This is a genomic window from Methylocapsa sp. D3K7, assembly GCF_029855125.1.
Classification (GTDB): domain Bacteria; phylum Pseudomonadota; class Alphaproteobacteria; order Rhizobiales; family Beijerinckiaceae; genus Methylocapsa.
Map to the genome: position 1 here is coordinate 641,843 of NZ_CP123229.1, position 21,051 is coordinate 662,893.

A 21,051-nucleotide genomic window follows, 5' to 3' on the forward strand; every position below is an offset into this window, starting at 1 on the left:
GTGGCCATGCGGACCATCCTTAAAATCTGAAATAAAAAGCACCCGCCGAACGTGATTCACCTCGATTGTAGAGGCTTCCGTCAAAACCCTGGTCGAGCATTGGAAATATCACGGTCTCATAGCGATAGTCGGAGGAGATGTTTCAAGCTACGGAGAGCGCAAGCGGTAGATTGAACAGCCATTTCGGTATGAAGCCATTTAAACTGGAACCTTTCAGATCGCCGACTCTTCAGCATAGGTCGGAAAGCGCCCTTCGGTGCCGCTCACGCAAAAACCAAGGAACGAAGTAATGCCAATGAAAACTAATGACGTGATCAAGACAATGAACGATTTAATAGAAACCAGCAGAGATGGAGAGCAAGGCTTCCGCACATGTGCCCAGGGGGTTAGTAGTCCGAATCTCAAGACGCTGTTCGAAACAGCTGCCCGACGCTGTGCCGAGGGCGCTGCGGAACTGGAAGCCAAGGTTCGCGGTCTCGGTGGGCAGCCCGCCCAGGGCGGTTCAGTTAGTGGGTCGATGCATCGTGCTTGGATCAACATAGAGTCCACCATTACCGGCATGAATGAACATGCGGTGCTTGCCGAATGCGAGCGTGGTGAAGACACCGGAAAGCACGTCTATGAGGCGGCTCTCAAAGAGGATTTGCCGACGGACGTGCGAACGATTATCGAGCGGCAATACCAAGGAGTGAAAGCAAATCACGATCGCGTCCGCGATCTTCGGAATGCCGCCGCCTGACAAACGCAATGTTGTTTGGGTGGACGCACCAGGTGCGTCCACTCAGGAGAACTCAATGCCAAACACCACTCGCACGGAAACCACTCGATCAACGGGGTGGCGCGCGAATCATATCGAAGAGACTATCCGGTCTGTAGCTCGGCTCCACGCCGAACATTACGAGAATGCTACGCGGCTTCAGCGCGCGGCCGATCGCATAACAGCTTTGCTGGGCCGCCCTCGATTTATCGGAGCGCTAACCATCATTGCGGCCAGCTGGATTACCTTGAATCTGCTCGCCGCTGCGCTTGGCTATCACCCTATCGATCCACCTCCCTTCTCATGGCTGGAAGGCGCGGTTTCGCTGGTGTCGCTCTACATGGTCATCTTGATCCTGGCCACCCAGCAGCGTGAGTACCAGCTTGCCCAACACCGCGAGCAGCTCACCTTGGAGCTAGCCATCTTGAGCGAGCAGAAGACGGCGAAGGTCATACAGCTACTGGAAGAGTCCCGTCGGGACAATCCACTCATTCGTAACCGGGTCGATCAGGAAGCAGAAGCCATGGCTCAGCCTGCCGACCCGCAATCGGTGCTCGATGCGATCAAAGATACTCACGCCGACGTGGCGCCAGCGATTGCGCCTTTAGGCGTGAGTTAGCCGCAAGCTTCACACCGACGGTCCATCCGTCCAAGCTTACACTTCGGCATTGCGAGTTCTGATTGGATGCCCGGGATAGCGTCATTTTTGCATGTGGAGATGATGAACCAATGTTCGCCATCCATGAAAAAGTTGATTCTCGTTCCGACAATCCTTGGCTTTGCCGCCGTTGTTTTCACATGTCAAGCGGATGCGCGGCCGGGCGATTGCGTCAGGGGTGCGATCGTTGTTGGAATTGTTGGCCACTTTGTTGGGCATGGCGGCATTGGGGCCGCCGCTGATTGTGCCTATGGAGTACACCGGGTGAATGAAATAACTCCGGGTGTAGTCGGGATCAACTTATGCTCATTACATACGGCTATGAATTGACGTTGAATTGCCCGTACCCGACCATGGTTGTCTGCCTCCTCGACGCGCATCGTGAGCGTTCGGAGGAGCTCCACTACGAAATCCCGCCGACGACGAGCCCGGCGATTCCGACAACAACCTATCTCGACGCATTCGGCAATACCGTGCGGAGGTTCACGGCGCCATCCGGCGACCTCGCGATTATGTCTGACGCCGTCATCGATGGATCAGATCGAACTGGACGCAGGCGAGAGTCCTCTCGAACAATTGCCAAACGAAACTTTGGTGTTTTTGCTCGGCAGCCGCTATTGCGAAACCGATAAGCTCGCCGACATCGCCTGGCTCATTTTGGATCAAGCCCAAGCGGCTGGCGCCGGGTTTAGGCGATTTGTGATTTCGTCTGCGGTCATTTGGCCTTCGGCTACGAACACGCCCGCGCGACCCGCACCGCTTTTGAAGCCTATCAAGAGCGTATCGGCGTCTGCCGCGATTTCGCCCATCTCGCGGTCGCTTTCTGCCGCTGCATGAATATTCAGGCGCGGTACGCGAATGGATTCCTGGGCGACATTGGCGTGCCACCGGACCCGGCACCGATGGACTATAATGCCTGGTTCGAGGTGTTGCTCGATGGGCGCTGATTCACTTTCGACGCGCGCCACAATACGCCGCGCATCGGCCGCATCGCCCGCGGGCGCGACGCGGCGGATATCTCGCTCGTTACGTCGTTTGGCACTCACACATTGAAGAAATTCCGGGTGTGGACGGATGAAGTGGGCGCTGCGACGCTGCAGGACCTCAATCGCCGCAGCGCGGTAACGACACCTCAAATGAGGAGAAGCGCTTAAACAGCGCCTCAATTCGGTGAAGCTTTCTGACCCATTCTTTCTTCAAGATCTGAAATCTCTGCTGGCGTGGCCGGACGGCCAGTCAAGCTCTGATGAAGCGCTAGAAGGTCATCAATCTTCAGCCTATTATTCCGACCGCTTGCCTGGCTGCACCTCGGCAGACGCTGCCTAATGCCCTGCATGTGCCACTAACTCCACCGCAAAAACTCAACCACTAGGGAACTTAATGAGGATCGCGATGTTCTCGTTGCTCCTCTTACAGGCGGATGGAAGATATGGACGGTATCATTTATCTCGTTGGCCTTGTCGTGGTTGTGCTGGCGGTCTTATCCTTTTTGGGGCTACATTGAAGGAAGAGCGGTAATGACTTTGATTGAACGGGAAAGCAAGCCATCGGCGGTGACTAATCGGGAAAGCGAGCCATCGGCGGCTGATTGCCACGATAGCAGCTACGTTGCCTGGCAAGCTATTGTCGGTGGCGCCGTGGTAGCGGTCGTTATTTTTACGACGATGACGGCATTTGGATCGGCGGTGGGGCTTTCGCTGACGTCGGCAGAGCCGGGGCAAGGGATATCGGTCAGGCTCGCTGCAATCGCAATTGGCCTATGGACGGCATGGATGGCGACATCGAGTTTCGCCGCAGGCGGATATATTTCGGGTCGCATGAGGCATCGAATTGCTGACGCGCTCGATCACGAGGTGCGGATACGTGATGGAGTACATGGTCTCATCGCGTGGTCCATAGCCGCCATAATTTCTGGGCTCGTGCTGGCGTCTTCCCTCGGGTCAACAGCGAATTCTGCGGCAAAGGAAGCTGCGAAGACCACGCAGGATTATCAGCTTGGTCTGCTTTTCCGTGGAGAAGAAACAACCGCCGCCGACCTGACCGCGCGCCTGGACGCGGAAACCGTGCTGAAGACGATCACATCGCGAAAGAGCCTCAGCCAAAATGATGAGACGTATTTGGCGCAGCTCATCAGCAAAGCAACTTCGATATCTCCGGCGGACGCGAAATCGCGCGTTGTTAGCGTCGAACACAATATTCAGAATTCGCTCGATAATGCTCGCCGTATCGCTGTGCTCGCGGCGTTTCTCACCGCAGCCTCACTTGCGATCGGCGCCGCTGCCGCTTGGGGTGCAGCGATCGCCGGCGGCAAACACAGGGATCAGGGGACGCTGTTAAGTCCCCTCACCAAATGGTTTTAACAAACACCAACACCGGGAGAACGTCGATGGGCAGAGGAATTCTACTATAGATGCTAGGTGTGCCGCTGCCGATAATCATTCTACTGGCGCTTTTGCATCGTTAGATGAATTAGCGTAAGTTGCCGTGCCGACGTGAGCCGAATGGCCATGGATTCAATCTTTTCAATAATAGCAGAATAGCTGCGCCGAGCCCAGGTGTAAGCGCGCAGTGCTCCTTCGAAAAACTGCCGGCGAGAGCTGGGCGTCCAAAGGCGTAAAAAGAGCTGAGGCGGCAATATGGGGTCTTCCTCGCCTTCACTTAGTTCATGGTAAATTCGGCAATCAATAGGATTGTGCTTCTCGAGGTGCGCGTCGAGACGCTTGAAAAGATACACGGCACGCTTCGACGATCAATAGACCCTAACACCCGGGGTTCGGCACCGCACATGGATGGTCCATCCTCCATTGTCTTGTGCTACGGGGCTGTCAATCGGCGTTGAACTTTGACCCCTGATTGGAGTGCGCCCCTCCGGGTGGACAGTTTCAGGCTGCGGGTTTGACTATCCGCTGGGCGTGTTTCCTCGAACTACGGGGCTCAGGTATCCGAGCGCGGAATGGAGCCTCCGCTGATTGTAGGCCTCGTCGATGAAGCGTGGAAGGTCGGACGTGACGTCCCCGAAGGTTTCGTACGCCATCGCAATCTCCCAAGTGGGCATTGCGACGACCGATTGAATCCGCCCTGGCTGCCACGGTCAGAATGATGCAAAATACCCGTCTTTGGCCGGCGCAGGACGAGGGCCCTCCGCAAGGCAGACAGCGCCAGATCTTTTTTCAGCCGGTCACTGACCGCCCATCCGATGATACGACGTGAGAAAAGATCGAGGACAATGGCGAGATAAAGCCAGCCCTCGGTGGTCCAGATATAACTGATATCGGCGGCCCATTTCTGATCTGGTGCCGTGGCGGCAAAATCCTGATCAAGATGATTGGGTGCAATCGGGCCGCCATGGTCGCTGTCGGTGGTCTTTTTGAAACGGCGTTTCTGACGCGCTTTCAAATTATTATCACGCATCAGCCTGGCAATCCTGTGGCGTCCGGCGGTGATACCGTCCTCAAGGAGATCAGCGTACATGCGCGGGCGTCCATAAGTCTCCCGCGACAGGCAAAAACGCTCCCGGATATGAGCAAGCAGTACCATGTCCACTGGCTTTCACTGGCGGGGCGGCTTTTCCAAGCGAAATAGCCACTCTGGCTAACTTCGAGAGTTTCGCAAAGGCGCGCGACTGGGAATTCGACTTTCTTCGCATCGACGAACGAAAATCTCATCGACTTCCCTCCTTGGCGAAAAAAGCGGCGGCCTTCTTCAGGATCTCGCGTTCCTGTCGAAGGATCTCATTCTCCTTACGCAGGCGGCTGAGCTCCTTGCCAACATCCTCATGCGGACCTTCAAGCAAATCGCTTTGCTCGTGCTCGGAACGCCACCGGCTCAACGTCGATTTGGCTATGCCGAGATCATTTGCAACCCACTCGACGCTGCGTCCGCTGGTCAGCGTCAGCCGCACCGCCTCCCGTTTGAACTCGTTCGTAAATCGTCTTTGTTTGTTCCTGCTCATCGCCACCTCAGCTATCTTTCATAGGGGATGGCTCTCCACTTTTGCAGGGCAGGTCTAGTGCACGCTCTGCTGTAAAGGTGAACATTCTCAAGACTTCAAGACGATGCGGTATCTTGGCTTTTTATGTTCTGCTCGCTTTTGATGGCCGCGGGTCTCGTTCACATGTGGAGTCACTGGATCGAGATTTCTGCCTCACTTGGTTTTTATCCGGCGGCCTGCGTCCTTGCTGCAACTGGTACCGCACTAATCGTTTCATTGTGGGTGAACACTGGGAACGACTAGGTTTCCCGAACCAGAACAGCGTTATGATTTCGGAATCAATGGATTTTTTGGAGTCTCTTTATGATCGACATTGACGAACTCCTCGCCGCCGCGATTCGAACCGTATGGCTACAGATCAACGGTCCGTCGCTGCCAACTCATCGAATAGAAGTCGAGATTGCGCGACGAGTCCGCGTAGTTCTCGAACGCGAGGGAGTTATCATCACCCCGTCATGCCCGACGCCTGAAGTGTGGCAGTCTTCGAATTGTTCAATTCCGATCCATGAGCTTAACGCATCGAACGATGATCAGGAGAAGTTGCGCCAACATAACCTATGCGTTCGGGACGTTTTACCTACGCTGAGCCTCTTCAACGAAGTCTCGCCGCGCTATCGCTACACTGCGGTCACTCAACACGTGATTCTAGTGGAACCAACCACCCGTCGCGTTGTTCAGATCATTGAGTACAATTGGATGGCTAAGGGCACTGTCCTTGCGTAGCGCCTTTAAGTCTGCAGCGTACTAAAGCAAAAACCAAGCGTCAGCAAAAGCCAAGCGTCACTTTATTTCTCTGGCTTGGCATAAATCAAATGGGAACCCAATACCTAGCCGCGTTCACGCAAGGCTTGCTTGTCGTCAATCCCGCGGGAAACAGGCTGATATCATTGCAAACTCACCGCAGTTCAGTGTCCTGCTGAGGCAGGAACTTTTCTTGGTATAAATTGTTTTTTTCGAGCTCTCAGCTAGCTTTCGCTTTTTGACTGTACAGATAAGCGGCGGAGCTATCGTCTGGGCCACCCTATATTTTCCATAGGAGTTAAAAAATGGGAACGGCCAGTCCAACCTTCAATCTTATCTCGAGCGAAAACGTCGAGGGTATGAACGTCTATGATCCGAATGGCAACAAGATCGGTGCGATTGATCATCTCATGATCGACAGAGTCTCCGGCAATGTTCGCTACGCCGTTATGAGCTTCGGCGGTGTGCTTGGTCTTGGGCACAGCCACTATCCACTGCCGTGGAACGCCATCAAATATGACAGCAACTATGATGGATTCATCACCAACGTGACTGAAGAGCAACTGAAGGACGCGCCGGAGTTCAGCGACGATAGTTGGACAGATCGGGATTGGGAGACACGCTGGCACCAACATTTCCGGGCGGAGCCCTATTGGACGGAACAGGGCACACGCAGCCAATCGCAGTCTCAAGTTTATCCACCGACGTCCGAAGGAATGTAAAGATCGCCTTGACGCTTCCCGCTCCTTTGAAGTTGCGGTTGTATGTTTCTCAAGACTGAGACCCCCGCTTGGCCAAGGCTGGGGTCGTTCTTGAGGCCCATGGAGGACACACTCGAAGCGAGCGTTTAAGCAAGTGTTCGGAGCTTTGGCTCGCGCTCCCAATACCGGCGCCCCGCTGCTTTCACAAAATCCCCATCGATCCAAACGATCCCTTCGTCCCGCTCAACGCCCGCCTCGTCCAGCAATGGCTTCGCGGCGACTGAAGCGCCGATCGCTTTGAGATGACCAAATGCATCCATGAGGAGCTTGTCGCATCCACCTTTTGACAAGAAGACGGCAATCACATCCGTCATCACCGAGGGAACCCCGCAAGTGGGGCGTCCGCCTCGATCAAAGACCCATCGGACATTTTGGCGCCGCCTACTTTCGAGGCGACGATTATTGATCCCCCTCCAGCCTTTGTGATTTTTGTTGCGAGCTGCTCCACAGATCGCCGGTCTGATCCATCCGCCATCAGAATTCCCACAGTACGGCCTTTAAGTGTCTGTAATTCCCGCGCGCCCCCGACGATCCGCAACGCCGGCGACACGTCGAAATCCTGCACCGGCACTGCGGCAGGTGAGGCCGCCGGCACGTCCATATTAAGCCCTCCGGCCACCCGCGCAGCGAATCGACGTTGACAAGATTGCCAAGCATACGCATGCGAATTTCTGCGAGCGTCACCTTTGACAATTCGAAGACAAAGGCTGACGCGAGATGCGCTTGCTCGGCAGGCACCAGGGAGCGGAAGAACAGTCGAGCCTGGCTGTAGTGGTCCGCAAAGCTTTCCGCACGGATACGCAGCTTCTCTCCCCTTCGAGATAAGGATAGCTTTCAAAACCTCTCGTGGAACATTCGCGTGGCCCAGATATTTCTCCGGTCTTGCCAACACTAATTGGCTTGTAATTGGCTCGCCCCTTGAGCTGCAGCATCTGCATCTGGCCGTCCCGTTGAAAATTCATCACCGGACATTTGGGCGCATTGATGGGAATTTGGTGGAAGTTCGCCGTACCTAATCGACTCTCCTGCGTGTCGAGGTAGCTAAAGAGACGGCCCTGTAGAAGGGGATCCTTGCTAAAATCGATGCCCGGTACGATGTTCGCCGGGCAAAATGCAACCTGTTCCGTCTCAGCAAAGAAATTGTCCGGCCAGCGGTCGAGCACCATGCGGCCGACAATTCGAACCGGTAAGACCTCCTCGGGAATAATCTTTGTTGCGTCAAGCACATCATAGGGAAGCTTTGCCGCGAACTCCTCGTCGAAAGTTTGAATTCCAAATTCCCATTCTGGATAATCGCCGCGCGCGATTGCATCGAACAGGTCGCGCCGGTGGAAATCAGGATCAGCCCCCGCGATCTTGACAGCCTCGTCCCAGATCTTCGATTGCGGGCCCTGCTTTGGCTTCCAATGGAACTTCACGAACGTCGACTGGCCCTCATCATTGACGAATCGGAAGGTGTGAATTCCAACTCCCTCCATGGTGCGAAACGAATGAGGAATCGTTCGGTCCGACATCGCCCACATCATCATATGTGTCGATTCAGGCATTAGGCTGATAAAATCCCAAAACGTATCATGCGCGGTAGCCGCTTGCGGGAAGCCGCGATCAGCCTCCATTTTTGCCGCGTGAATAAGATCAGGAAACTTGATTGCGTCTTGGATAAAAAACACTGGGTATTATTACCAACCAGATCCCAATTTCCTTCTTTCGTATAAAACTTCACCGCGAAGGCGCGAACGTCGCGCGGCGTATCGACGGAGCCAGCGCCTCCCGCGACAGTCGAAAAGCGGGTAAACACTGGAGTGCGTTCTCCCGCCCGCTGAAACAGATCGGCCCGCGTAATGTCCGATAACGATTCGTGCAATTCGAAAAACCCATGCGAGGCCGATCCTCTGGCATGGACAATCCGCTCCGGGATTCGTTCATGGTCGAAATGAAATATTTTTTCCCGCAGAACGAAATCTTCGAGCTGGACTGGACCGCACACCCCCACTTTGCCATCGCGGCAGCGGACTTCGCGAACGCTGGGACGTTCGGTTGAATAACTCTGTTGAACAGGCGCGGTGCGTTTAACCAATTGTGGGTCTGCATGACCCGGGGTAAGCACGGTTAGAATAAGCATGGCCTATAGCTAATCGCTATTTTGGTTCTGGTCCCGGTAACCCTCCTGGCATCCCCGGGGGCGGAATCACGGGTGCTGAATTCGGATGAGGAACGGGAGCGGGCTTCACAATTTCGGGATCCGCTCCTGATTCGGGTTTAATAACACCGCCGCCGGCGTCCAACTTATCACTAAGATTGGATCCATCTGCCGCAGCTCCGCCTCGAGCGGGTCCATTAGGCGCATCGCTTGGCCTCGACTTATCCTTCTCGGGAATGGTCTGATTACCGGCGGGATCGCCGGGCGCCGTCTGCGCTAACACCCCTGTCGCGGCGAGGCTCAACGCGCCGACAAAAACCAAATACAATTTGTCACTCATTCAAAGTCTCCGTTGCGGAAGTGCGGGGTCCAACGCGAAGACCCCAAGTTCGTTCGGCTACCATTCGTTCTTCATGGTTCCGGTCAAGGCAAGTTTTTATTACCGGACGTTTGTTTCCTTTCGATTGGATCAGGCTGGACGCACCTAGGTCGTAGTGGGCCATTTAACTATCTGAGCCATATGGCGATAGCCGCGAGTTTGACGAGGAGCTTGTCGTATCGGATGGCGACGCGTCGAAACTTTTTGAGCTTGTTGAAGAAACGCTCGATGATGTCGCGTTCCTTGTAGAGATCGATGTCGTAAGGGCGCCGGAACTTGCGGTTTCGCTTGGGTGGGATGACGATTTCGACGCCAGTTTCGGAGAGCTTCGCGTGCGGATGATCGGCGTCGTATCCTTTGTCGGCGATCGTGTTGGCAGCTTCGAAGCCGTCAATTCCTTATAGCCATCGGCGTGGCGGAGGATTTGGGTTTTGCGGTTCCGCGCTTGGAGGGATTGCGCGCCCATCGTCATGCTTAAACGTTTTATAAGCGAGGAGGCCCAATAGAGCCCAGATGATGCGCGGCACTCCTTTAGTTTTCCCTCCTGTACTGGGCTGGCGTCGACCACCGGGACCATTCATCATGCCATTTAAAACATCGCGGAATCCCATGTCGAAGCTCCTGACCCTGATCATATTTAAGCGGTGTGATTATAACTTCAAGCGGAACGCCGCCGGCATCGTATCATTGCTAAAGCCACCGGCGTGGCGGTGAACCGGGCTCGCGAATATCACCTGTGGCGGGAGCACTGGTGGCGAAAAATCGATTCCAAATAAACAGCACGAGGAACGAACCGACGGTCGCACCGATAAGCCCCGCACCCTGATCAAGTCGATACCAACCGATAGTTTGGCCGATAAACGTTGCGACGAATGCTCCGGAGATTCCGAGCGCGGTCGTCAGTATGAAACCCCCTAATTCGTTCGGACCGGGCGAGAGGACCCGCGCTATTATTCCGGCAACGAATCCGATCATGATGATCCAAATAATGTTCGACACAGTGATCTCTCCCTTAAACGTTGCGTATAACCTTGCCGACCAACGTTCAATGATCCATGGAGTTCCACCAGCGCTCGGGTAACGTAGTCCAGTGAATCAAAAGGGCTGCTTTGCCGGCGCTCGGGAGCTACGCTCAGGTCGGGACAAAGGAACAAAAACTACGCAGCGCAGTCGAAATCACGATTTAGCCTACATGACGGCCATCAGTGGATCGTCATCTCGAATTCAATCGTCATCACCGTGCCCCACCACCTCGGTGCCCAAGAATAAAGACGGATCGTCGAGCAAATAGAACTCTTGCAGGATTACATCGATAAACTCGCCTATAGCGAGGCCAATTGGAATGGCGACAGATACTGGCTTTTGGCCAAACCACGACAACGCAAGTACGTCTCGGAAAATGCTTTGCGTAATGAAGCGCAGCTTCCCTGGGTCCTTGCTTCCGTGACCGGGAATATCCAAGGTATGGGCCAGGATGCGCCCACTTTCTCGCAACCGTCCCTTCATACAGCTATGCGACCAAATCGAGAAGCTAGGCCAAACAAGCAATCCCATTCTTGGAGGCCAGCGAATAATCTTGTCGCGCAAACTCGACAACCAGAAATCCATACTTATATGACGGGGGCGCCACCCAATACCGTTTTGCTTCGTTTAAGCGGTCAACATGGAGCGGCGAGAGGAGCAATTAGATGAGTGCTGATACCGGAATGTCATATCAATCGAGCTCAGCACGCCCGAATGACGGGTCAAACGGGCCCGGATACTGGCATGGTAAGCCCTGGAAACCCGTGGAAATTCTGGTGATGGTTTTGGGGTTCGTCATGTACTGGCCGATCGGTCTGGCGGTCTTGGGTTGGAAATTCTGGCAGAAGAAATCCGGTTACCCCGGCGACATTATCTCGTTCGCGCGAGAAAGATGGGAAAACTGGGCGAACTGGACGCGCGGTTCGGACCGCCTGGGCTATGTGGGTGCCTCCAGTTATAGCATGCACTCGACCGGCAATCGCGCTTTCGACGAATGGCGCGCAACTGAACTCTCCCGGCTGGAAGAAGAACGCCAGAAGCTCATCGCCGCCGAGCGCGAATTCGCGGAATTCATGGAAAATCTCCGCCACGCAAAGGATCGCCAGGAGTTCGAGCGGTTCATGAACGAGCATAGAAACCAACAAGGCCGCCACTCCGGGTAATAGAGCAAAGTCTTACAATAAGCTCAAACCTCTATGTTCGTCCCACGAAAGACGCATGTCCATCTCAAGACGGCCATCCGTCTCCTTGGGCTTAGATGGCGCTTTCGGACCTCAGCGAGGATGCCCGATACGGGCGCCTTGTTGAGGCGATGGCAAAACACTACATCACTGATCTCGCAGGGATTGTACGGAGCTGGAACGCAAACGCGCAGCGTTTCGACGGGTACGAGGCTTTAGAAATCATCGGCTGCACCTTTCGCGATTCCTACACGGGGAACTTCGAGAACCAAGTTTGGCGGATGCATAAGGATGACATGCGCTTCTGGGCTCACGTCGTCGATCCGATTCGAGAACGGATCGATTGTTGGTTATTGCAAGATCACACGCGATCTTACGGAGCGGAGCGGGAGAATGCACTCCAGAAATGCGAACAGCCATTCCGCCTTTGTGCAGGCCGTGACCCGCATCCGACGGCATCTTCCGCAGCCTGCTTGCGCGGCTAAGCGAGAGTGCGCACCTTTGGCTCGCGGTCGAAGAAACGCTTACCGGCGGCGGCGATAAAGGGGTCACCAAGCCCGGTCACGCCGGCATCGGGCTCGACGCCGGCCTTGTCCAGCAGCGGTTTGGCCTCGGGCGTGTGGCCAATTGCCTTCAGATGGCCGAACGCATCCATCACGAACTGGACCGCCGACGCCTCCTTCAGGAGAGCCTTGCATCCAGCTGACGAGAGGATGACGGCGATCGCATCGACGGTCTGCGACGGTGTACCCGCAAGCTGCCCGTCCGCCTTAAGGTGCGAGCCGTCGGCCAAGGTTGCGCCCCCGACTTTGGGTGAAACGAGGACCGACCTGCCGCCTTGCTTCTTGACCGCGTCAACCAGCTTCTTGATTGCCTTCGCATCGGAGCCATCGGCATAGAGAATACCGATCGCACGTCCCGCGATGGTTTCTTTCATATTGGCCTGGATGCTGAGCGCGGGGCTGGGGTTGATGTCGATCGGCTCGCGCGCTGCCGGGTTCTTCGGCGGCAGCGGAATGCCAATGCCGGCCGCCACTCGCTTGGCTAGATCCTCGTCGACATTGCGCAAATTGCCAATGATCCGCGGTGGCACATGCGCTAGTGCGACCTTCGAAAGCTCGAAGGTAAAGGATGAGGCGACATGTGCCCTCTCGTTCTCGGTCAGCGACCGGAAGAGCAGCCTCGCTTGGCTATAATGGTCGGCAAACAATTCGGGGCGGATGCGGAGCTTGTCACCTTGCTCGTCCTTGGCCGCCTGATGGGCGAAAGTGGTGAATCCGGTCACCGGGCATTCGCGCGGCCCTGTCTCCTCGCCCGCATCGCCCAGGCTGTTGGGCTCGTAGCTGGCGCGGCCCTTGGGCACGATCATCTGCATCTGGCCATCTCGCTGGAAATTCATCACCGGACATTTCGGCGCGTTGATCGGAAGCTGATGGAAATTCGAAGTCCCGAGCCGGCTCTTCTGCGTGTCGAGATAGCTGAAAAGGCGTCCCTGCAGCAGTGGGTCGTTGGTGAAGTCAATTCCCGGCACGATGTTGGCCGGACAATAGGCGACCTGTTCGGTTTCGGCAAAGAAATTGTCGACGTTGCGGTCCAGAACCATTCGTCCGATCAGCCGAACCGGCAACACTTCCTCGGGAATGATCTTAGTCGCGTCGAGCACGTCGTAAGGCAGGCTGTTGGCAAATTTCTGATCGAACGCTTGGATGCCCAATTCCCACTCGGGAAAAGCTCCGGATTCGATCGCCTCGTGCAGATCGCGGCGATGATAGTCGTTGTCCGCGGCCTGAAGCTTCATCGCTTCGTCCCAGAGGGTCGACTGCATGCCGAGCTTGGGCTTCCAGTGGAATTTCACGAATGTCGATGTGCCATCCGCGTTGACAAGTCGGAACGTATGGATTCCAAACCCCTCCATCATCCGCAGCGACCGCGGGATTGCGCGGTCCGACATGGCCCACATCAGCATGTGGGTGGTTTCCGGCATCAGTGAGGCCCAATCCCAGAAGGTATCATGTGCACTTCCGGCCTGCGGATAGCCTCGATCCGCCTCCATCTTCACCGCGTGGATCAAGTCCGGAAACTTAATCGCGTCCTGGATGAAGAAGACTGGGATATTGTTGCCTACCAGATCCCAATTGCCCTCCTGCGTATAGAATTTGACCGCGAACCCGCGCACATCGCGCGGCGTATCGACCGAGCCAGCGCCGCCCGCGACGGTGGAAAAGCGGGTGAACACCGGGACCTTGGCGCCCGGTCGCTGGAAGAGGTCCGCTTTCGTGATGTCGGTCAGCGAATCATATAGCTCGAAATAGCCGTGGGCCGCCGTGCCGCGCGCATGGACAATGCGTTCCGGAATCCTCTCATGATCGAAATGGAAGATTTTCTCCCGCAGGACGAAATCTTCCAGCAGCGCTGGCCCGCGAGTGCCAGACTTTAGGCTGTTTTGATTGTCGGAGACGCGGATACCCTGGTTGGTCGTCAGGTAACCGGCATCGTGGGGTGCTTTCGCGCCAATTCGCTGATGGGTTTCGCCGCCATTGCCGTCGGTGGTTTCGTAATGGGACTTCGATGCCACAATTGTCTCCTCGCCTTGTCTGGACCTAAGGCTAACGGCCTGCGGGGGAAAGGGTTCGGTATTGAAGACTGTTTGGGTGAGAATTCCTGGCGCCGCGGTCGAAAAGTTTTTCCAATGTGGGAAAAATAATAAGGACGTGATGCTGCCGATCGTCGCGCCTAATGGGACTCGCCCAGCACGAAGTGCCGGCAGTGCTCCAGATATGCCTTCTCATGAATGGCAAGGAGATCGACGACGCTGCTCCAAAGCCAGGAAGGAGCCTTAAGGTCACCGGTCTGCGCCCTACCCAGTTCCTGCGCCCATTTGGATTGGGTGTCTGCGTCCAACTGACGTGCATGAGCCTTCCCAACTACATTTGCTAGGAAGCGAGCGAGGTTCATTGCCTGTGCACGCGTTAGCGTCTGAAGCTCTATCTTCAGATCCTGCGGTAGAAGTTCGCGGATAAAGATCGAACGGCCGAACAATTGAATAGCGCGCATTCGTTCTCCCAAATACGGGGACAAATGACGCGCGCCCTCCACAACCCGTTGGGCTTGGTCTTCAGGCATAGCCGCGGACTCATCCACCGGAGCGGCGGCTTGCACGGCTTCCTTCAAGTCCATCAGACATAGCTCCACCTCCTTGTCTCCGACGCCTAGCAGCACACAATAGCGAAGTTTCCCTAGCGAACTGCATCCTTTTTTCCAATAGGCGGCATCAAGCATTTCCACTGGCGCATCGTCTTTGCGAGAGCGCAGCGTGGTAGTGAGTTGGCGGACATGTTCCTTTTCGAACAGACGCATGATTTCGGAACGCTCGTTGGCAGCCAAGGGCCAGAATCTCTTACCCAAGGGTATTGTCGGTTTGGTATTCCCGATCCGCTCCTTCGCGAGGTTTTGCCATGACCGGCGTCTTGCTGTCTTGACCGCTCCGCGCATCGGCTCAGGGATATCGTCTCCTTCGCCCCCCGTTTGGCCGGGTTTCATGGCTGCGGCATAGCCCTCGATCATCTGCTCCAAGATACGCGCCGTGGTGACCCCAGGAAGATCGGAACCGCGGGCGGCAGAAGCCAATGAAAGGCCAAGTCGAACGAGGTCATGAATGGGATTTCCGATCACCGTCTGGTCCAGATCTCTGATCTGGATCTCGACGCGCCCATCCGAGTGTGCCAGCGGGCCTAGATTTCCGACGTGGCAATCTCCACAAATCCAGATAGGCGGGCCCTCGGGTAGGTGGCCCCGCTTCAAATGCCGCAGCCAATCATAAAACTGCGCAGTGTTGCCTCTGACATATGCATGCGCCGACCGCGCCATCTTGAGCCGTTGTGCGGCTGCCAAAGCGCCCTCTCGAGCATCAGGATCAATCAAGTGAGAGGCCATGGATGGCTCCAAAGGAGAAGTCACAGCTGCAAACACCGTTGAACAATACATAGTGTTCTGCACAATGGATTTGATTAATTTTGCTATTATGGATTGTTAAACTGCTTTTATTTGTTCAATGCTCCTTTGGCGCCTTCTCAGGTAAATCCCGATTTGCTCGATAGTTCCGAAGTCGGTGTTCGAGCTCGAAGACCATTTTGAGCCGATCTTCGCGATATCGTTCGCGCTCAAAAGAACCGCTTTGTATGCCGTAGAAGAGACTTATCACTATATCCTACAACAGCTTTGTACTTGGTGTCGCTGCCATAGGTATATGCACTTAGTCCCCAATGACAGCTAGTACCGCCGGTACGACATTTCCGATCGCAGGACTCCTGCTTAGTGCAATAAATAACGCGCCAACCAACGCGAGCGTTGTTGGATAAAGGAACTCGAAGACAGTGAACGATGCTGGGTTAAAGTCTTCCATAAACTATCAGGCGCGTTTTTGAAACCAACGTTTCAGCATTTATGTACCGTGTTGATCAAAAGGACTGTAGATTTCCGGAGATTTTGGCTCATAAGTGTACATGTCTTCTGGAGGTCTATATGTGAACGCGCGGAAGCGAAACAGAAAATCACTCGCGGGCGCTGCCTGAGTTAAAGGCCCCACCATAAAGGCACAGAGCCCTAAGTTTGCGCACGCATTGAAAAAGTTTTTTTCTGCATCGGCGAGCAATTTCGATGCGCAAATGGCTGCGCATGCCGTTTTTGACAACAACAGCGCCTGCGATCGACCTGATCACGTTGGTCAGATGGCTCTCCTTGGTCATCGGCCTGATCCGCATGGTCTTCCCGATGAAGTTGGCTGCAATCATGCCGAAATCCGCGCCGACATTGCTGAACATGATACCTGCCGTTGTTGCGATCTTCTTGCTGATCGGCAGCGTACTTTCGTCAGGGCCTACGTTCGCGATTGAGCGCCGCGCGCGACTTTGAGAAGTGACATGCGGCAGGACGATGATCCTTTCGACCTCCAGCGCTTCGTGGATGCGCAGAACCCCGTCATCGACGACGTGCTTTTCGAATTGCGGGCGGGGCGGAAACGGAGTCACTGGATGTGGTTCGTCTTCCCGCAGATCGAGGGGCTTGGCTCCAGTCCGATGGCGCAAAGATACGCGATCGGCTCACGCGCGGAGGCCGTGGCCTATTTGAAACATCCCATCCTTGGCAACAGGCTTCGCGAATGCGTGCGTTTGGTCGTTGCCACAAGCCGCCCGATCGCCGAGGTCTTTGGTCATTCCGACGGCCTGAAGTTCAGATCATGCGTGACGCTGTTCGCCGCCACCGCGCCGGGCGAAGCCAGCTTCGTCGAGGCGCTGAGCGCCTGCTGCGACGGAAGAACCGACCCGTCGACACTCGAAAAGCTTGCGTCGCTCGGTCGTTGATGTCGGGTGTGGGTCATTTGCGTCGTTCTCCGCGCCTCCCACGTGAGTCGGCTCATCCTTCAATTGCAGACTTGATGTTTCAGCGCCGTGAATAGGCGAGGAGCGCCATCTAGTGGATTTCGTCAACTACCTATCTGTGCTCATGAGCAGGTCCCGAGCGAGGCTTTCGAGTGACCTACAAACTTCTGCGTTCTGCTTCTCGGCGTATGGCATGTCCGTGATCTTTGCATAATGCAGATGCACCGAAAGACGTAGAGAGACGGCAAGACCAACATGAAAGCGTTTGGCAAGGGGACCTCCACCGAGATCACCAAGTCGCGAACATGATCGCGACAGCGACGGCCATCACTGTGGTAGACAGCCAACCCATCGCCCAGAGCATTCGCGGCAGAGTGAATTTCCCCATGATACGCTCCTGCATGGCCATGATCATGATCACTACCATCAGCGGCACTGCCACGACACCGTTCAGCACCGCAGCCCAGAACAATGCCCTAATCGGGTCGATATCGACGAAATTGATCAAGACGCCGACGACCGTCGCCACCCCAATGGTGCCGTAGAATGCCTTCGCCTCGAGAGGTCGCCGATCCAGTCCGGTCGTCCAACCCATTGCCTCTCCCAGCGCATAGGCCGCTGAACCCGCCAACACCGGAACCGCGAGCAGACCTATACCTATAATGCCAGCGGCGAATACCGCGAAAGTGAACACACCCGCTATCGGACGCAGCGCTTCCGCCGCCTGCGCGGAAGTTTGAATATCGGTGATTCCATGGAAATGGAGAGTCGCCGCAGTGGTAACGATAATGAACAGGCTGATGAGGTTTGACAAACCCATGCCCAGATAAGTGTCCAGCCGAATGCGGCCAATCTCTGCGCTCGCTTCCTCTGGGGCTTCGAGCAATGGATGGGCACGGGAATCAACGCGTTCGTCCTCCGCCTCTTGCGAGGACTGCCAGAAGAAGCAGTAGGGCGTTATGGTGGTGCCCAACACGGCAACGATCGTGACGATGTAGTCCTTTTGCCAAACGAAGCTCGGAACGAAAGTGTGGTAAGCGACCTCCCGCCAGGGGACGTCGACCACAAGGGCGGTGGCAACATAGGCCAACAGCGAAAGTGTCGTCCATTTTAGGATCTCGACGTAACGCGCGTAGCGGGAGAAGATCTCGAGCAAAATACAGCCCACAGCGAAGGCAACAACATAGAGATGTGCCGGACCGCCAATCAAGAGCCGTAGCGCCTCGCCCATGGCACCGAGATCAGCACCGAGATTGATGGTGTTGGCGACGAGCAGCAGGAGGACGATGGCGCGCAAGAGCCACGGTGAGTAATGCCGCCGGATGTTGCCAGCGATCCCCTGGCCGGTGACTCGGCCGATACGGGCGCAGACCTCCTGGATGGCGGCGATCAACGGAAAACTAAACAGCATAACCCAGGTCATGCTATAGCCGAATTGAGCGCCAGTCTGGGAGTAGGTCGCGATGCCGCTTGGATCGTCGTCGGAGGCGCCTGTGATTAGTCCCGGGCCAAGGAGAGCGAGCAGACCGCGCTTGCGGGCGGTCGGGAGCGCAAGTTGCCGAGCAAGTCGCGGTGGGCAGGGGAGCGCTCGTGGATGGTTCAGTTCCGGCTTGGTCATTGAAAATCCAGCAATGGAAACGGGCTGATAGACTTTAGCGATACGTTGTCCCATGGGCCTGATTTGCCCGGGCGACAAGTATCCTAAGGCATAGAAATATAGACGTGCACCCCGAGAGCGCCCGGCCCTATTGACAAGTAAAACCTACGAACGTGACACGGCCGTTCTCGATCTGCGGCCGAGACGATGCATTGACGGTTTGATCCATGTCACCAGATTTCTGGCGGCGCGTGTGAATCCTATGTCAGTGTCAGAGCACTAGAGGCCGCTTGACTCAGCCGAGTCAAGCGGGCGGCCTCAGCGGTCGCCCCAAGGAATACCGCAACAAAACTTCATTCCCTACTTGGCATAGCGTGCTCTGCCTGCGGTGGATGCGGGGGATGCGGCGCAGGGCGCACAGCATGCTCTGCTTGCGGCGGCGGCGCAGGATGCGGCGCAGCGGGCACAGCGCGCTCTCCTTGCGGCGGAGGCACAAGACGAGGCGCGAGGGGCAGAGCGTGCTCTATCTGCGGCGGAAGCACAAGATGAGGCGCAGAGGGCAGAGTGTGCTCTGCCTGCGGCGGCGGCGCAGGATGCGGCGCGGGAGGCAGAGTGTGCACTGCTTGCGGCGGAGGCGCAGGATGCGGCGCGGCGGGCAAAGCATGCTCTCCTTGCGGCAGGAGCACTGGATGCGGCAAGGGCTGAGGATGAGCTGAACCCGCCGCTTTTGCTGGCACAACTCCGGGGCCCTTCAGGACGCCTGGGTTCGCTGTTGCGGCGATCGGGGGAGCGCCATGGTTCGTCGACGCGAACAGAGAACGATCCTTGCTGGCGGCTTGAATGTGCTGCAACTGAACAGGCGTAGCCGCGACATGTTCTTCCCTCGCGATTGCGAGTTCCTCGGGCCTCGGCTGCGCGACAATTCCGCCCGCTCCGCCATTGTAGCTGACGTTGTCGATCGTCTGATTCACAGTGACATTTTTGATGTAAACATTTGTAATGTTGACGTTCGTGACATTGTTGACAGTGCGATTGTAAAAGAAATTTCCATTATTCCAGTATCCACCCTCGTAGCCGACGCCGGTGTAACCAAATCCATAAGCCACGCCGCCATAGAACCCGATGTGCGGAGCCCAATACCCTTCATGGAACACATAAACACCATCGTTCCAGCCCCAGTATCCTGGCGTCCAAAGTAGGCCAGGTCGCGGCGCGAGGACCCAGGTGCCCGGAACCCAATAATAGTCGTTGCCATCCCACGCCCAATAACCTGGCGTCCACATGTAATCCGGCTCCGGAATCGGCGGCTGTTCGTAAATAGGCAACGGTGGCGGAGGGATATCGACTCTGATGACGAACTGCGCGGCGGCCTTAAACGAAAGTGCCGATGAAAAGCCAATACCGATTACAAAAGCCAACGCCAGAGAGTGAAGAATGCGCATTCAGAAGTCCTCCTATAGCGCCCGTGGGAAGGCTCCAGCAGCAGCATTGTTGCATAGGTCCCTGATGTATGGACGCCGCTGCAGAAGCTCCTTTAGACTAAGCCGCTATAGGGAAATTGCGCCTAAAAGGCAGCGAGCATCTGTTTAGAACAGCGACCACGCCAGCGCTGCGAACCCCGTCGTCACGACGGTGGGCTCTCAGGCCTGTTTAAACATCGTCTTTCGGGCGTGTCGGGCTGGCGCCCGCCGGGCGGCGCGGAGAGGGTGGGGTTGCGCGAGCCCCATCATGGAACCTGACGTGAAGGCTCGCCGCACAGCGACGCGTCGTTCTTTTCTGAGGGTCAAAAACCGCGCTTTCGCCTGGTAAGCTGGGACGTTTCCACGCAACTCAAAATTCTTGAATTATGCAGGAGCTGGAACGCTAGAAGGCTCATGGCGTTAGTGACCCACCCTGGAAGGAATTGTGTAATTCGCTTCAGCTGGTGGATTTGATGTGCCAAGCTCGGCGAGGGCATCCGGGCGAAGGCAGATATTGTGGAGAAGCCCAAGCCGAAGCCGAAGCCATCGCACTGAAAGGGTTTGACATCATGGATACCCAGACGCTTGTCATCATTATTGTTCTTGTTGTCCTCCTTGGCGGAGGCAGCTGGTACGGCCGGGGACGCTGGTTTTAGGCGGCAGGCAGGGTGCCCGTCGCGGATCATATTGGAATTTAATGACGCGGCTCCGAGGATCTAACCATTGGCGTAGAGGGCGCGACCCCGTCACCGGGCCGCGCCCCCCGCGTCGCGAATCGTAGGGATAGGTGAAGCGGTCGAAAATACCCGAACTGGAGAATACCCTGATGAAACCACTCACAATAGCATTTATTGGTGCGCTTATCGTTGCTGTGGCTGTGGTCGGATATCTTTATTATCAAAGGACGAGGAGCGACATCAGAATCCAAGTGCCCAAAGTCGAGCTGAAGCGCTAGCGGATTGACACTCGTTCGGGAGTGAAGGGG

At 55.9% G+C, this 21,051-nt stretch carries 16 protein-coding genes and 4 pseudogenes; 11 read left to right on the forward strand and 9 right to left on the reverse strand.

The window, feature by feature from the left end; genetic code table 11:
- The first annotated feature begins 256 nt into the window (after positions 1–256).
- The 4 genes and pseudogenes from QEV83_RS02925 (at position 257) to QEV83_RS02945 (ending at position 3,775) form a co-directional block, all read left to right on the forward strand.
- The gene (locus QEV83_RS02925; RefSeq protein WP_280129788.1) at positions 257–739 is read left to right on the forward strand and encodes a PA2169 family four-helix-bundle protein; all 483 of its coding nucleotides are present in this window, start codon (positions 257–259) and stop codon (positions 737–739) included.
- A gap of 55 nt (positions 740–794) precedes the next feature.
- Complete coding sequence (locus tag QEV83_RS02930; protein WP_280129789.1) at positions 795–1,376, forward strand: DUF1003 domain-containing protein; 582 nt, start codon at positions 795–797, stop codon at positions 1,374–1,376.
- Between the two features lie 341 nt (positions 1,377–1,717).
- Positions 1,718–2,569, forward strand: a pseudogene (locus QEV83_RS02940) (transglutaminase family protein).
- Between the two features lie 363 nt (positions 2,570–2,932).
- Positions 2,933–3,775: a hypothetical protein gene (locus QEV83_RS02945; RefSeq protein WP_280129791.1), complete on the forward strand. Its 843-nt coding sequence runs from the start codon at positions 2,933–2,935 to the stop codon at positions 3,773–3,775.
- A gap of 539 nt (positions 3,776–4,314) precedes the next feature.
- Here QEV83_RS02945 and QEV83_RS02950 read toward each other — a convergent pair.
- Positions 4,315–5,367: pseudogene (locus QEV83_RS02950) on the reverse strand (IS3 family transposase).
- A 342-nt stretch (positions 5,368–5,709) separates the two neighbouring features.
- Between QEV83_RS02950 and QEV83_RS02955 the strand changes: the two are divergent.
- Both QEV83_RS02955 and QEV83_RS02960 read left to right on the forward strand, forming a co-directional pair.
- Complete coding sequence (locus tag QEV83_RS02955; protein WP_280129792.1) at positions 5,710–6,129, forward strand: hypothetical protein; 420 nt, start codon at positions 5,710–5,712, stop codon at positions 6,127–6,129.
- A 323-nt stretch (positions 6,130–6,452) separates the two neighbouring features.
- The gene (locus tag QEV83_RS02960; protein WP_280129793.1) at positions 6,453–6,869 is read left to right on the forward strand and encodes a PRC-barrel domain-containing protein; all 417 of its coding nucleotides are present in this window, start codon (positions 6,453–6,455) and stop codon (positions 6,867–6,869) included.
- Positions 6,870–6,994: 125 nt separating this feature from the next.
- Here the strand turns inward: QEV83_RS02960 and QEV83_RS02965 are convergent.
- From QEV83_RS02965 to QEV83_RS02980, 4 genes and pseudogenes are all read right to left on the reverse strand, one after another.
- Positions 6,995–8,889 (reverse strand): annotated as a pseudogene (locus tag QEV83_RS02965) (catalase); the annotation flags it as partial.
- A gap of 666 nt (positions 8,890–9,555) precedes the next feature.
- Positions 9,556–9,795, reverse strand: a pseudogene (locus tag QEV83_RS02970) (transposase); the annotation flags it as partial.
- A gap of 322 nt (positions 9,796–10,117) precedes the next feature.
- The gene (locus QEV83_RS02975; RefSeq protein WP_280129794.1) at positions 10,118–10,426 is read right to left on the reverse strand and encodes a GlsB/YeaQ/YmgE family stress response membrane protein; all 309 of its coding nucleotides are present in this window, start codon (positions 10,424–10,426) and stop codon (positions 10,118–10,120) included.
- A gap of 225 nt (positions 10,427–10,651) precedes the next feature.
- Entirely contained in the window at positions 10,652–11,023 is a 372-nt protein-coding gene (locus QEV83_RS02980) for a hypothetical protein (protein ID WP_280129795.1), read from the reverse strand.
- Between the two features lie 92 nt (positions 11,024–11,115).
- Here QEV83_RS02980 and QEV83_RS02985 point away from each other — a divergent pair, with 92 nt between their 5' ends.
- Together QEV83_RS02985 and QEV83_RS02990 are read left to right on the forward strand one after the other, a co-directional pair.
- Positions 11,116–11,613, forward strand: a complete 498-nt coding sequence (locus QEV83_RS02985) for a DUF2852 domain-containing protein (RefSeq protein ID WP_280129796.1) — start codon at positions 11,116–11,118, stop codon at positions 11,611–11,613.
- 95 nt (positions 11,614–11,708) lie between these two features.
- On the forward strand, positions 11,709–12,116 hold the full coding sequence (locus QEV83_RS02990; protein ID WP_280129797.1) for a PAS domain S-box protein: 408 nt from the start codon (positions 11,709–11,711) through the stop codon (positions 12,114–12,116).
- Here the strand turns inward: QEV83_RS02990 and QEV83_RS02995 are convergent.
- Complete coding sequence (locus QEV83_RS02995; protein WP_280129798.1) at positions 12,113–14,206, reverse strand: catalase; 2,094 nt, start codon at positions 14,204–14,206, stop codon at positions 12,113–12,115. The two genes, QEV83_RS02990 and QEV83_RS02995, sit on opposite strands and share 4 nt — an antisense overlap.
- A 158-nt stretch (positions 14,207–14,364) precedes the next feature.
- Positions 14,365–15,564, reverse strand: a complete 1,200-nt coding sequence (locus tag QEV83_RS03000; protein ID WP_280129799.1) for a DUF2252 family protein — start codon at positions 15,562–15,564, stop codon at positions 14,365–14,367.
- 723 nt (positions 15,565–16,287) lie between these two features.
- On the opposite strand from QEV83_RS03000, the gene QEV83_RS03005 reads away from it, so the two are divergent.
- Together QEV83_RS03005 and QEV83_RS03010 are read left to right on the forward strand one after the other, a co-directional pair.
- On the forward strand, positions 16,288–16,542 hold the full coding sequence (locus QEV83_RS03005; protein WP_280129800.1) for a hypothetical protein: 255 nt from the start codon (positions 16,288–16,290) through the stop codon (positions 16,540–16,542).
- Between the two features lie 8 nt (positions 16,543–16,550).
- Positions 16,551–16,991 (forward strand): DUF1810 domain-containing protein, encoded by a 441-nt coding sequence (locus tag QEV83_RS03010; protein WP_280129801.1) that lies wholly within the window; start codon positions 16,551–16,553, stop codon positions 16,989–16,991.
- A 307-nt stretch (positions 16,992–17,298) separates the two neighbouring features.
- Here the strand turns inward: QEV83_RS03010 and QEV83_RS03015 are convergent, their stop codons facing one another.
- Entirely contained in the window at positions 17,299–18,627 is a 1,329-nt protein-coding gene (locus QEV83_RS03015; protein ID WP_280129802.1) for a divalent metal cation transporter, read from the reverse strand.
- Positions 18,628–18,959: 332 nt separating this feature from the next.
- Positions 18,960–20,048, reverse strand: a complete 1,089-nt coding sequence (locus QEV83_RS03020) for a YXWGXW repeat-containing protein (RefSeq protein WP_280129803.1) — start codon at positions 20,046–20,048, stop codon at positions 18,960–18,962.
- 491 nt (positions 20,049–20,539) lie between these two features.
- Here QEV83_RS03020 and QEV83_RS03025 point away from each other — a divergent pair, with 491 nt between their 5' ends.
- A complete protein-coding gene (locus QEV83_RS03025; protein ID WP_280129804.1) occupies positions 20,540–20,722 on the forward strand; it encodes a hypothetical protein in 183 nt (60 codons plus the stop codon).
- Positions 20,723–21,051: the final 329 nt, after the last annotated feature.